A 14,050-nucleotide genomic window follows, 5' to 3' on the forward strand; every position below is an offset into this window, starting at 1 on the left:
ACTGCGCATAATACTTGCTCTTTTTCCATATAACAGTAGAAACAATTAGCTAAAGGATGGTTCATTGGCACATATGTGGATTGTGGGTTTCGCTACAACATTCATTGGACTTGTAATTGGCGGTGGTTTGGCGGCAATTGTTAACCAAACTACACGAAGTATCGCGACAATCTTTGCACTTTGTGCGGGCCTTTTACTCGGATTGCTTAGTTTAGAAATTACACCTGAGGCAATCCATTTAGGGGGATGGCTGGTGTTTGGCGTAGGTTTTTTCGGAGGGGTTCTACTTTTTGTGATAACTCATAAGTGGCTGCATCGCTATCCGATTATTCGCAAAGATGCTCAGAAGACACAATGGATTCGCTCGGGCATTTTGTTGGCGGTTATCATTTTACTGCATAATTTGCCTATGGGCGTTGTTTTAGGAGCGAGTCATCATACAACGCTCAATCTCTCTTTATTACAAGCGCTTGCACTTCATACGATTCCTGAAGGGATGATTCTATTTACGCCACTACTCCTTGCTCGCGTTCGTGTAACGGTAATATTTCTATTGGCGATTATTGTGTCCATTCCTGTTGGCATAGGTGCATATATTGGCAATGAAATGGGGCAACAATTTGACATGCTATTGGGTCTGCTCATTAGTGTAACGGTAGGAACAATCTACATGATTACAATAAAGGAAATTCTGCCTGAAGCCATAAAACGATCTTCCAATCTCTCTAGTTTGTTCATAGTTTGTATCGGTTTCGGTGTGATGTGGGTGTACATGTTTATTGTTTGAAATAAATGACGACGGCGAGAATCAAAGAAGTATGGGAATAAGTATGAATAGCAGTGTGGTCTTACCGGGTAAGTCTGTCGCATATAAATAGCTTAAAAACTGAGGAGTAAATAGATGATTGAATTTTTTACAGCGCGAAGTCTAATAGAACAAGCAGTGCTTGCAACGCTTTTCACTTGGGGGATGACAGCTGTCGGCGCATCCTTCGTATTCACAACGAAAAAAGTGAACCAGAAATTCATGGATGGTATGTTAGGATTTGCGGGCGGTGTCATGGTAGCAGCTAGCTTTTGGTCGCTGCTTGCACCAGCAATTGCCATGGCTGAAAACGGTCCTTATCCATCTTGGTTTCCAGCTGCTGTTGGCTTTTTAGCAGGTGGGCTCTTTTTGTGGATTGCAGATAAAATCATTCCACATTTACATCCCGGCATGTCGCTGAAGCATGCGGAAGGAATCCGACCAACAAGGAAAAGAAGGAGTACGCTGCTTGTCCTGGCAATAACATTACATAATATCCCCGAAGGTCTTGCAATTGGCGTGGCGTTTGGCGCAGTGGCTGCTGGCTTACCATCAGCGACAATCGCGTCTGCTGTCGCGCTTGCAATAGGCATCGGTTTACAAAACCTACCTGAAGGAACAGCTGTTTCCTTGCCCCTTCGCAGAGAAGGATTATCCCGCAGAAAAAGCTTTTTCTATGGGCAATTCTCTGGTATGGTAGAACCTATTTCAGCAATAATCGGGGTACTTGCAGTCGTAGCATTACAACCCATTCTTCCTTTCGCGCTCAGTTTCGCTGCAGGCGCGATGCTGTTTGTCGTAGTGGAAGAAGTCATTCCAGGTTCACAAGAAAACGGCAATACCGATCTAGCGACGATGTGTTACTTAATTGGCTTCACAGTTATGATGATACTGGACGTCGCTTTTGGATGAATGCCCCGAATCATTCGTGTAGAAAGAACGCACATCTGATCGGAAGCAACCCATTAGTTTGTCAAAACCATTTAGCGCGATTTTGATTAACACACATCTTGAATCCTACCGCGCGCTCACCAACACGGCAAAACTCGCTAGAACGCCGCATAATCTTGATGAACGCGGCATACCCTCTCAGAACGCCGCAAACTTCTCTCAAACTCAGCAAACTCTCTCAGAACGCCGCAAACTTCTCTAAAACGCGGCATACTCTCTCAGAACGCCGCAAACTTCTCTCAAACTCAGCAAACTCTCTCAGAACGCCGCATACTTCTCAAAAACGCGGCAAACTTTCTCGTAACGCCGCAAACTGCTCGAACGCGGCATATCCCTCTATTAAAATCCAAAATGCTTCCTCAATAAATAAGCGACCCATTTACAATGTGGATGCAATTGAATATTCTCGAGTAAACCTTTAACAAGCGGACGGCTTAACGTCGGCTCTAGTAATTCCTGCTTCAGTAATTCCAACGAATCTTTCTCAATAGACGCATCAATGTCATGCAAGGTCCGTTCGATAACGTCAAGTAACTGATCTACTGACACTTCTTTGCAAATGCCGTGCTGAAACTGCTGAACAAGCTCATTTGTTATGAACGGAGTAATGATATGTTTAGCGAGTATCTCCGTCTTTTCCACGAGTGATCGAGCGAGTACGTCTACATCTAATGGCGTGTTATAGAAAATGAACAACTCCGAATACATTTTCATAAAACCTTTAATGCTGTATACAAGATCGTGTTTCGTGCGATCAACAGCATCGCCAAATAATCGTTCCACCATCAATAATATTGTCTGTTCCATCATTTGATCGTATGACCGCATCTTTAACATGAAGTCTTCGTTAAACGATTGCATTTGTTCTTTAATTAATATCTTAGCAAAGTCTGAATGTCTCTCAAACGAATCAAAAACAAAATAATAGAATTTATAAAGGAGTTCATCGTCATCTTTTGTAGTATTGACCAAGTAGTCAATATTTGACGTGAATTGCGTAGTGAAATGATCGATTAATGCTAAAATCAATTCATCTTTGGATTTGAAAGCTAAGTAGAATGCACCTTTCGATATTCCGCAGCGATCAGTAATTTGTTGTACAGAAGTTGCTTCAAAACCTTGTTCTGCAAAGAGTTCCAAAGCGTTTTCCATAATTAGTTGTTTCTTTGTCATGTGCATATTATCACTCCTCGTTTGTTGACAAGTGACCGAGTAGTCATTAGTATAAATAAATGAGTTCTCAAAGTCAATGTAGGGGAAGGTGTCATTGTGAAAGGCTTGGTCAATTTTGTATTAAAAAATAAACTAGCAGTATGGCTACTAACAATTATTATAGTTGTAACAGGTATTTATTCAGGGACACGGATGAAAACAGAAACGTTGCCTGATATTTCAATTCCATTTTTAATGGTTATGGACATCTATCCAGGAGCAACTCCTGAACAAGTCATGAAAGATGTTTCCGTTCCGTTAGAAAAAGCGATTGAAAACCTTGAAGATGTTAAAGGAGTTTATTCCAACTCGTATTCTAACATGTCCAGTATTCAAGTGGAATATGAATACGGAATAGATATGTATGAAGCGAAGCGTGCTTTAGTATCCGCTTTAGATGCGGCAACTTTACCGGAAGGTGCAGAGGCGCCGACAATAACAGCGATTAGTATGAACATGATGCCAGTCGTTGCGTTAAGTATAAGCAGTGAAACAGAAGACATTGTTGAGTTAACATCTACTGTAGAAGATATGCTCCTTCCAAAAATCGAGAAGATCGAAGGTGTTGCTTCAGCTACGATTACAGGGCAGCATATAGAAGAAGTAGAGTTAACATACAACGCTGAGAAAATGGCTGAACTGGGCATTGCGCCTGAAGACGTGAAACAGATGATTCAAGCTAGTGATCTAGCTGTCTCATTGGGGCTTTATGAGTTTGAAGAAGGGGAACAAGCAGTTTCAGTAGATGGGAAATTCATGACGGTGGATGAACTGAAGGGAATGCTGATTCCTGTCACACCATCTGAAGCGAACCCATCACCATTTGTGAAGCTTGGTGATATCGCGACAATTGAAATCGTCGGGAAAGTACAATCGGTATCCCGCACAAATGGTGAAGAAGCCATTGCCATTCAAGTTGTTAAAGGGCAACAAGCAAATACCGTTGAAGTTGTAAATGCGGTGAAGAAGCTCGTTAAGGAAGAAGAAAAAGCTGTAGAAGGTCTTGTAGTCGATATTTCACTTGACCAAGGCGCACCAATTGAAGAATCTGTTGCCACAATGATTGAAAAAGCATTGTTTGGTGGATTAATCGCTGTGCTCATCATTTTGTTGTTCCTTCGCGATGTAAAATCAACGATTATTTCCATCGTTTCCATTCCAGTATCGATCTTCATGGCTTTGTTGCTACTGAACTGGATGGATATCACGTTAAACATTATGACGCTTGGAGCAATTACCGTTGCCATCGGTCGTGTCATCGATGACTCTATTGTCGTTGTAGAGAACATCTATCGACGCTTGCATTTAAAAACAGAGAAATTGTCCGGTAGAGCACTTGTACGGGAAGCGACAATTGAAATGTTTAAGCCGATTATGTCTTCAACATTAGTAACCGTTGCAGTCTTCGCACCACTCATCTTCGTAGATGGTATGGTCGGCGAATTGTTCATGCCGTTCGCATTGACGATGACTTTTGCACTCGGAGCTTCCTTACTTGTTGCAATAACAATCGTTCCTGCTCTATCACACTTCTTATTTAAGAAAAAGTTATATAGTGAGAAAACTGATAGCCGCCACAAAGAGATTGGTAAGATGGCGACAAGCTACAAAGGGATTCTTCGTTGGACGTTGAATCACAAGTGGATTACCTCTATTGTTTCAATTGTTTTATTAGCAGGAAGTATCGCACTCACGCCACTGATTGGTTTTAGTTTCTTAGGTAGTGAAGAAGAAAAAGTCATGTATTTAACATACACGCCAGAAACGGGCGAGTTAATGGAAGATACGTTAGCGAATATTGAAGTTGTGGAACAAGAACTAATGAAACGTGATGATATTGATATTGTCCAGTTGTCTGTTACGGACGCGGGGGATCCGATGTCTGCGATGATGGGCGGCGGGTCAAATGGTGCGTTAATGTATCTCATTTTCGATCCAGATATGAAGGACTTCCCTGCGGCTCGTACGGAAGTTGAAGAGTATGTCTTCAATATTGGCCAGTCAGGTGAATGGAAGAGCCAAAACTTCGGAATGGCTATGCCGACAAATGAGATTAGCTACACATTCTATAGTGAAAATCTTGATCGATTAAATGAAGCAGTAAAAATGGTCGAAGGTGTTATGAATGAGAACGACCGACTGGAAGACGTATCATCAAGTGCGAAGGATGCATACGTCGAGTACAAATTCAAAGTTGAACAAGATGAATTGCTTCAGTACGGTCTAACGACAGGTCAAATCGTTATGATGCTGAACCCTTCGCGGACACATGATGTGCTAACGACGATTGAAAAAGACAGCAATACGTTGGAAGTAGTTGTTCAGCAAGAAGAGGCAATACAGCCAAAGTCGATTGATGAATTGCTAGCGACTGAGGTACAAACAGCACTTGGAACGACGATGAAATTGTCAGATCTAGTAACGCTTGAAAAAGGAACGACGCTAAATGAGCTTTCAAGAAGTAAGGGCGAATACTATGCAACCGTTTCAGGAACGATTAAAGATGAAGATATTTCAAAAGCGACAACAGAAGTTGATGAAGCTATCGATAAGTTAGAGTTACCTAAAGGCGTAACCATTGATGTGGCTGGGGTTGCTGCAGATATGACAGAAACATTTACTCAACTAATTGTTGCCATGTTAGCGGCAATTGCTATTGTCTACTTCATTCTAGTTGTTACATTCCGAGAAGGTGTCGCACCTTTTGCGATTTTGTTCTCGTTACCATTTACTGTTATTGGTTCATTTGTCGGTCTGTTGATTGCAGGTGAAACGATTTCTGTTTCGGTCATGATGGGACTGTTGATGTTAATTGGGATTGTCGTCACAAATGCCATTGTATTAGTGGATCGAATCGTTCGTATGGAACGTAGCGGGTTAAAAATGCGAGAAGCTGTACTTGAAGCTGGAGTCACTCGTTTGCGCCCGATCTTAATGACCGCAATTGCAACAATCGGTGCACTTGTTCCGTTAGCGCTCGGCACGGGCGGCGGTGGCGGATTAATTTCCAAAGGCCTTGCCATCACAGTTATTGGTGGGTTGATCAGTTCAACAGCATTGACATTGATTGTGGTACCGATTGTGTACGAGATTTTATCCAAGATGTTTAAGAAAAATCGTGTAGATTTAGAGGAAGAATAACATTCAATCTTCACAGCTACCTTATAAATGCATGGAGACTCATTCGTCTTCATGCGTTTTTAATAAATAGTATTTAATAAATCCTAGAAAAATTTATAGTAGGTTCAGTAGGTGAAGCAATCGCCAAACTCCGTATAATCCTCTCGAACAACGGCAAACTCCCGCCAATCGCCGCATAATCCTCTCAAACGCGGCAAACTCCCTTCAATCACCGCATAATCCTTTCGAACGGCGCAAACTGCCACCTAAACGCCGCATTTTCCAATGTACAACCCCTCTAGTTTGTCAAAACCCAATTGGCGCGAATAATAAAAACTGCAACTCAATCGAATCCGCGAATCCAACATTCACCAAACGACAGATCAGAGAAAAATAAACTCCTAAAAAATCACGATAACATCTCGACACGGCTTACCCCTCTCTTAACAACTCAAATTATCCTAAAACGGCACATAAAACGCCGAAACACGGCAAACTTCCGCCAAACTCCGCATAATCCTCTCGAACGCGGCAAACTCCCGCCAAACTCCGCATAATCCTCTCAAACGAGTCAAGTCCTAAATCTTGTGTAAATTCCTTACTAATGTTTTCAACATGTCTACTAAAGAAATCTAATTGAACAAATTTGTTAATCCTGTTGAGAAGGATACTTAGCACAACTGGAACAAGGCATACGATTATCTCTCTCACAACTTTACTTGGAGAGGCGGGCATGATAGGCTTGTCGGAAAAGCCAGCATCTACATAAGCTGGCTTTCCTGGCTTAAGAGTCATGCCCGTAGAGGCTCCTAGTCAAGTTGTTAACGGCTTTTTAAGTCTTACGACTTCTTTGTGGTAAATAGTTTTCTGTTCCAGTTTTCATTTGCATCTACATAGCTAATTAATACTGCACCAATTAATCTAAAAGCTGATTGTGTATTCGGGAATATGTTGATGACTCTTTCGCGCCTACGGACTTCTAGGTTTAAGCGTTCTAAACTATTGGTGCTTCGTATGGACTTTCGATGTGAAATAGGATAGTTCATGTATTGAATTGCATCATCAAAACCTTCATCTAGGATCTTTAGTGCCTTTTGGTATTTCAAATCATTCTCATACTTCTCAAAGAATAAATCTTTTAATTTCCTTACTGTCTCTAGCTCTTCAGCCGCAAAGATACTCTTCAGTAAACTGGTTGCTTCTTGACGATCTTTCTTAGGAAGAACCTCTACAATATTGCGTTTAAAATGGACGGTGCAGCGTTGCCAAGAAGTTCCGATGAATTCTTGCCGAATCGCCTTTTTTAAACCTTCGTGTGCATCCGAAATGACCAATTTAGGTGATTGAAGTCCTCTTGAAATAAGGTGCTTGAAGAATCCAGACCAGCTAGTATAGCTTTCATTATGATCCACGCTCATACCAAGTATTTCTCTACGTCCCTCTTCATTAATTCCCATGGCAATGTAAACAGCTTTGGAGACCACTTTACTGTGTTCTCTAACTTTAATGTACATGGCATCGACGAAAAGATACGGATAATAAGCCGTGTTTAGTGGTCGATTTGCCCACTCGTTTACAATTGGATCGAGTTTAGAAGTTAACGAAGAAACAAACGATTTCGATACACTACTCCCACATAACTGTTCAACCACTTTGGTTACTTTCCGCGTAGAAACGCCGTTAACTACCATCTCAAGCATAGAGAGGATAAGTGCTTGTTCACATCTTGCATAACGTTCAAACACAGATGGAGCAAAATCACCTTGTCGAGTACGAGGTACCTTCAACTTGATCTTGCCTAGACTAACAGTGTAGTCGCGTTCGTAATAGCCGTTACGGTAATCCCTACGGCTGTCAGTCCGCTCATAAGCAGATGCCTGTAAATGTTCGTCACGCTCTTTCTCCATGAATTCATTCAGTACAAGCACAATTGTAGATTTTACAACCGCATCAATATTCGAATTCATCACAGAGTCTTTCAAAATATCCATATTTAAGTTAAAATTAAGTTGAGCCATTTTCTATTCCTCCTAAATGTTTATCGTGGTTGAAAACATTTTAACATAAGGAATAGAAATGGCTTTTCCTTTTTACACAATTATATGGACATGGCCCTCAAACGCGGCAAACTCCCGCCAAACTCCTCATAATCCTCTCGAACGCGGCAAACTCTCACCAAACTCCGCATAATCCACTCAAACTCCGCATAACTCAACCCCAATCACCGCATAACCAACAAAAAAAGGAATCCTATCATCTAGGATTCCCCTCCCAACTCAATAGCACGTAAACTGATCGATTCGGTCTAAATCCATCCCGAAGTATTCCCAACGACGACGATTCGGTCTCCAGCGATAGCCCGCAATCGACGTGCGCCCGACAAAAGTTGGATAGAACCAGAACCCTCTATTTCGAGACGTCCAAATGTACGTATAGCGGTACAAGCAACCTCTTATGCCGCCTGGATCGACGCGGTACAATTGAGCGCTCGGATAACTCGGTGTATAACTCGGTGGCGCAGCAGTAGGCGCTTGTGATCCGCCTTGGCCTGGCCCGCCGGAACCCCCTTGCCCCGGTCGATCCTGGAAAACCGCCACCCGGAAATCCTGGGAATCCGCCCCCTGGGAAACCACCTGGTCCGCCTTGCCCTGGTGGAAATCCAGGCATTCCTCCTGGTCCACCTTGCCCTGGTGGAAAACCTGGTGGTCCAAATGGAGGAAACTGTCCGCCTGGCCCCCAATGATTCATCTCATAATTTTGCATGCCCATCCCCGACATCCAATCGTCCATTCCATAATTCGGCATGCCGCTTCCTGGCATCCATCCGCCCATTCCGTTATTATTCATTCTCTCTGCCTCCCCAGTATATCCTTCAGGTAATTTCGGGTACCATTGCTCCTGTCCTTGACCTTGATTCGTAGAATTTACGTCATTCATTGGTTCTCTCCTCTCAAGCGCTTCTCTTCATTCTATGTAACAATAAAAGAATTGGGTTGGACTCTTGGGGAAGAAAAAACTTTTTTCGTACATGACAGTCTAATAGATAGAAGGTGCTCACAGGGGGTGGGGAAATTGACAGAAATAGAGCTAGCACGGAAAGCGATCCGTGGAGACGACGATGCCTTTTTACAACTGATGTTTATCCATAAAGAGGCTCTTTATCGAACCGCTCTTGCTTATTTGAAAAATGAACAAGACGCACTCGAAGCCTTGCAAGAAGTAACAGTACGTGCCTATGAGAAAATGAAATCATTACGGAATCCTCAATATGTAAAAACGTGGCTAATCCGTATTATGATGAACCATTGTCACGACTTACTGAGAAATCAAAAACGTGTTGTGCTTAATGAAGAACTCATTATTACAAATAAAGTGAGTGATGATTTTACGTACCTTGAAGTCGAAGAAGCGCTCAGCCATCTTGCTGAAGAAGATCGAGACTTAGTCCACTTAAAATATTTACATGATCTCAAAATTAAGGACATCGCCGCAATGACAGCAACACCAGAAGGAACTGTGAAAACGAGGTTGTATAAAGCGATCAAATCATTACGCGCATTTTTTGAAGAGAAAGGAGAAATTCGCCGTGTTTGATGAAGAAAAGGACTTGAAGAAATGGAAAGAGGAAATTGAGAAGAAAGAAGTCCAGGACGTTCAACTAGAAACCGCCATTTTAGAAGGCTTTCGACAGGCAAAAGAGAAAAAAGTGAAGAAACAACGTCGGTTTATGAAAAGAAGCATATGGACGACAGTCGCTGCTGCCATTTTGCTCCTCACATTCATCACATCAATCCGCGTGTCTCCCGCTTTTGCCAATGCCGTAGCTTCCATTCCGGGAATGGCTCGTTTTGTCGAAACGATTCAAAGCGACAAAGGACTACAGCTAGCCATTGAAAATGAACACTTTCAACAGATTGGCGTATCAAAAGAAACGGAAAATATGAAAGTGACGCTTGAAGGATTCATTACCGATGAAACAACGATGGTTGCATTTCTTACCATTGATGAGAAGAGGTTTTCTCCTGAGTCCCGTCCGGAATTTCGTATACTCAATCTTGAAGGTGACGTAGTTAGTAAATCAAGATCTATCGGAGCAAGTTTCGAATATACAGATAGACAAAGAATCGCAACAACTGAAGTCGAGTTTGAATTTGTTGAAACGGTACCGAGCGGTGAATTGATATTGGAATACGAAGTTCAAGAAGCAGGGGATGGAGAAACGATTGAAATCATCCAAATCCCGTTCGAAAATACTTTACAACCCATTAAGAAAGAACAATTCATCATCAATGAAACAGCAGTGGTCGAAGGACAGAAAATCCATATCCGTTCCGTCACAATCGGTTCATTAAAAACAGCAGTGGAAGTAGAATTTGATGAAGAGAATACAAAGAAGATTTTTGGTTTTGAAGATTTAACACTCATTGACGATACCGGTGAAGTCTGGAGCTCCATCAACAACGGCGTTATAGCAAGAGAAACGGATAATCCGAATGTTATGTTTTATTACTTACAAAGTAACTATTTTAAAGAGACTAATCATCTTACATTAACGTTTAGTAAATTGATGGCAATGGATAAAGACGAAGCTTTTGTTGTCATTGACACAGATAAGAAGCGAATTATTCGTCAACCCCCTCTTAACCTGTTCAGCAACTTGACTGTAAACGGCTCGTTTATTGAAATTGAAATGAAGAGTGAAAAAGGTGTTCATCGTGATCCTTTCACAATCCTATTGGATGCAGACGGTAATGAGGTGGAAAGTAATTTCCAAGGGTCCATTAACTTTTTCGAAAAAGATATGACAATTCATTTCCAAATATCTGGTGAACACTATAAAAACCCATTAACCCTGCCATTATCGTTTTATCCATCCTACATCAACGGAAACGTCTCCATCACAATCAAATAACAAATGCCCACGTAGCTTCTCAAGCCCGTGGGCATTTTCATCACATCACCATACTAAATCACCATCACATTACCATAGAACAAACTTTCGTAATTATCAACAAATAACGTTCGTTTTCGTGTACGATAAGGAAAAATACCATCTACATATGAACGAAAGGATGAACAATGTGATAAAGCTTTCTGGGGATTCATTAACACTTAATCAGATGGAGCAAATCCTCTATAAAAATGTCCCAATCGCTTTGGACGAAGAAGCCCTACAACGTGTCCGGAAAAGTAGGGAAGCGGTCGAGCGAATTGTGCAACAAGACAAAACGGTTTACGGCATTAATACAGGTTTTGGGAAATTTAGCGATGTAAAGATAGATGAAAGAGACACGAAAGATTTACAGCGGAATCTTATCCGATCGCACGCATGTGGGGTAGGTGAACCGTTTCCTGAAGTGGTTTCAAGAGCAATGGTAGTATTGCGGTTAAACGCACTGTTGAAAGGTTTTTCAGGCATTCGTGCGGAAGTGTTGGAACGATTCGCCTATATGGTTAACAACGGCATCCATCCGGTCATTCCGCAACAAGGTTCGCTAGGCGCATCAGGGGATTTGGCGCCACTGTCCCATTTAGCCCTTGTCCTCTTAGGAGAAGGTTTTGTTTGGCAAAACGGAAAGCATGTCCCGGCGTCCGCGGTTTGGAATGAACATAAAATAGAGCCGGTTGTTCTTGAAGCAAAGGAAGGGCTAGCGCTCATCAACGGTACACAAGCCATGACGGCTCAAGGGGTCGTCAACTATTTGGAAGCTGAAAAACTTGCATACAGTAGTGAATGGATCGCCGCGATGACAATGGAAGCGCTGCATGGCATTACGGATGCGTTTCATCCAGCGATCCACGAAGCGCGTGGGTACAAGGAGCAAGTCGACGTGGCGGCAAGAATGTTGGACTGGTTGGAAGGAAGTCAACTGACAACCATTCAAGGTGAAAAGCGCGTTCAAGATGCGTATTCCATCCGTTGTATCCCCCAAGTGCACGGTGCAAGTTGGCAAGTGCTCGCATATGTAAAAGAGAAATTGGAAATTGAAATGAATGCTGCAACTGACAATCCATTGATATTTGACGAAGGGGAAACCGTCGTATCGGGAGGGAATTTCCATGGTCAACCGATCGCATTTGCAATGGATTTTCTTAAAATCGCGGTAGCGGAACTTGCGAACATTTCCGAAAGACGAATTGAACGTCTCGTCAATCCGCAATTGAATGAAGGCTTACCGCCATTTCTTAGTGCGCAACCAGGTCTTCAATCCGGGGCGATGATTTTACAATATTCCGCTGCCAGTCTTGTATCGGAAAATAAAACGCTGGCACATCCTGCTTCCGTCGACTCTATCCCGTCTTCAGGGAACCAAGAAGATCATGTTTCGATGGGGACGATTGGTTCAAGACACGCACAACAAATCATCAAAAATTCACGAAATGTCTTGGCAATTGAAGCGCTTTGTGCGATGACAGGTTGTAATGCTCGAGGCATTGAACAGATGGCTCCAAAAACGAAGCAACAGTTAAACGCACTTCTAAAAATCGTTCAACCGATTGACTGTGATCGAATTTTTGCGCCAGACATAGAAGACATCGCGACGTTTTTAGCGATGTAACAATAAACCAAGCATGCATGCCACCGCTGGAACGCAGTGCATGCATGCTTGGTTTTCATTTGACTACATAACTTTCGAATTTTACTAGAAAATTGACGAAGCAGTATGACCCATACCATTTCAACACAGAAAAATACAATCAGTTCATTGCACAACCGTCCGACTATCACATTCCGGGTCAACTGCCCGGTTCAATTGGACAATGTGAGCGGAAGGATGCTCATTCCCAGTCAGCGCATCAGCAAGCATTTTGGCGCCCATCATACTGTAAACCGTCCCGTTGCCGCCGTAGCCAAGCAAGTAATAATGGTTTCGTTTGTGTGGATGCTCGCCGATGAAAGGGAGATTATCAAGAGACTCTCCAAAAGTGGCACAATACGAATAGGCGATTTCAATCGGCAAGTGTGGGAATAGCGCTTTAACCTGCATTTTTAATTGTTCACCACACTCCGTAATCCGTTCATCGGTCGTTGGCATTTCAGCAACTTCTTCATCCAAACCGCCGATGACGAGACGCCGTTCCGCAGATGACCGGATGTATAAATAAGGACGTTTTGATTCCCAAATAAGCGCTTCCTCATACCAAGGTGGCATTTGGTCGAGCGGTTCCGTGACGATGACATACGATCGATTAATGTCTGCACCGATTCGTTTGCCAACAGGAACTGTTTCATAACCCGTTGTGAACACAACTTGTTTGGCGTGCAAATCTCCCGCAGACGTTTTAATTCGAAGCCTATCATTTTCTTCTTTGACGTCTTCCACTTCTGTAAATTCAAAAATATGGCCACCATGCTCCTCGAAATCATCGAATAAGCAATTGACGAATTTGTAAGGATTCACTTCTGCATCTCCATACGTAACAATGGCACCGGGTTTATCAAACCCCATTTTCTCTTTTAGTGTTTCCTGATCCCAATAATCACACGGGAATCCATGCTTTTTCAATGTTTTATATTCGGTATAAATCCGTTCTTCATCTGCTTCATCACTCGCGTAATAAATGCTCGGACGGCTATAAAACTCCGGGTTACCCGGTAACTGTTTCGCAACAGTTTGCAAATCTTCCATTGCTTCCAAACATAACCGATAGAATTCCACAGCATTCTTTTCTCCAATCTGTTCAATCAACTCATGAAGCATGATATCATTAGAGTATTGAAGTAAACCGGTATTTGCAGACGAACTGCCAGCAGCGACTTGTCTTTTATCGAAAACGGCTACAGACAAGCCTTTTCGAATGAAAGTATAGGCACATAACGCACCTGACATCCCACCACCGACGATGATAACATCATATGTATCTTCTCTTTTCGGTACGCGTCGTGGTGAAACTTGAAGTGTAGTTGGCCAGTAAAGTGAACCACTATGAATTTGCATAAGGCAATCCCCCTTTTTTCTT

At 42.4% G+C, this 14,050-nt stretch carries 10 protein-coding genes; 6 read left to right on the forward strand and 4 right to left on the reverse strand.

Annotated elements, in window-relative coordinates:
- The first annotated feature begins 73 nt into the window (after positions 1–73).
- Both ACVHUV_RS08965 and ACVHUV_RS08970 read left to right on the forward strand, forming a co-directional pair.
- Positions 74–787: a ZIP family metal transporter gene (locus ACVHUV_RS08965; protein WP_462086886.1), complete on the forward strand. Its 714-nt coding sequence runs from the start codon at positions 74–76 to the stop codon at positions 785–787.
- A gap of 114 nt (positions 788–901) precedes the next feature.
- The gene (locus ACVHUV_RS08970) at positions 902–1,717 is read left to right on the forward strand and encodes a ZIP family metal transporter (RefSeq protein ID WP_462086802.1); all 816 of its coding nucleotides are present in this window, start codon (positions 902–904) and stop codon (positions 1,715–1,717) included.
- Between the two features lie 378 nt (positions 1,718–2,095).
- On the opposite strand, the gene ACVHUV_RS08975 is transcribed toward ACVHUV_RS08970, so the two are convergent.
- Complete coding sequence (locus ACVHUV_RS08975; protein WP_371390275.1) at positions 2,096–2,935, reverse strand: TetR/AcrR family transcriptional regulator; 840 nt, start codon at positions 2,933–2,935, stop codon at positions 2,096–2,098.
- A 90-nt stretch (positions 2,936–3,025) separates the two neighbouring features.
- On the opposite strand from ACVHUV_RS08975, the gene ACVHUV_RS08980 reads away from it, so the two are divergent.
- Complete coding sequence (locus tag ACVHUV_RS08980; protein WP_462086803.1) at positions 3,026–6,109, forward strand: efflux RND transporter permease subunit; 3,084 nt, start codon at positions 3,026–3,028, stop codon at positions 6,107–6,109.
- A gap of 818 nt (positions 6,110–6,927) precedes the next feature.
- Here the strand turns inward: ACVHUV_RS08980 and ACVHUV_RS08985 are convergent.
- Both ACVHUV_RS08985 and ACVHUV_RS08990 read right to left on the reverse strand, forming a co-directional pair.
- Positions 6,928–8,106 carry an IS256 family transposase gene (locus ACVHUV_RS08985; RefSeq protein ID WP_462085818.1) on the reverse strand — a complete coding sequence of 393 codons (1,179 nt, stop codon included), beginning with the start codon at positions 8,104–8,106 and terminating at the stop codon, positions 6,928–6,930.
- 388 nt (positions 8,107–8,494) lie between these two features.
- Positions 8,495–9,025 (reverse strand): hypothetical protein, encoded by a 531-nt coding sequence (locus ACVHUV_RS08990; protein WP_462086804.1) that lies wholly within the window; start codon positions 9,023–9,025, stop codon positions 8,495–8,497.
- A gap of 126 nt (positions 9,026–9,151) precedes the next feature.
- Here ACVHUV_RS08990 and ACVHUV_RS08995 point away from each other — a divergent pair, with 126 nt between their 5' ends.
- The 3 genes from ACVHUV_RS08995 to hutH all read left to right on the forward strand — a co-directional run bounded on the left by ACVHUV_RS08995 (position 9,152) and on the right by hutH (position 12,648).
- Positions 9,152–9,682 carry a sigma-70 family RNA polymerase sigma factor gene (locus ACVHUV_RS08995; RefSeq protein ID WP_371390289.1) on the forward strand — a complete coding sequence of 177 codons (531 nt, stop codon included), beginning with the start codon at positions 9,152–9,154 and terminating at the stop codon, positions 9,680–9,682.
- Positions 9,675–11,000 (forward strand): DUF4179 domain-containing protein, encoded by a 1,326-nt coding sequence (locus ACVHUV_RS09000; protein ID WP_462086805.1) that lies wholly within the window; start codon positions 9,675–9,677, stop codon positions 10,998–11,000. Before ACVHUV_RS08995 ends, ACVHUV_RS09000 begins: the two co-directional genes overlap by 8 nt.
- A gap of 169 nt (positions 11,001–11,169) precedes the next feature.
- Positions 11,170–12,648, forward strand: coding sequence for a histidine ammonia-lyase (hutH, locus tag ACVHUV_RS09005; RefSeq protein WP_462086806.1), 1,479 nt, complete (start codon positions 11,170–11,172; stop codon positions 12,646–12,648).
- Positions 12,649–12,792: 144 nt separating this feature from the next.
- On the opposite strand, the gene ACVHUV_RS09010 is transcribed toward hutH, so the two are convergent.
- On the reverse strand, positions 12,793–14,028 hold the full coding sequence (locus ACVHUV_RS09010) for an NAD(P)/FAD-dependent oxidoreductase (RefSeq protein WP_462086807.1): 1,236 nt from the start codon (positions 14,026–14,028) through the stop codon (positions 12,793–12,795).
- Between the last annotated feature and the right edge of the window lie 22 nt (positions 14,029–14,050).

It is taken from the genome of Sporosarcina saromensis, from assembly GCF_054901285.1.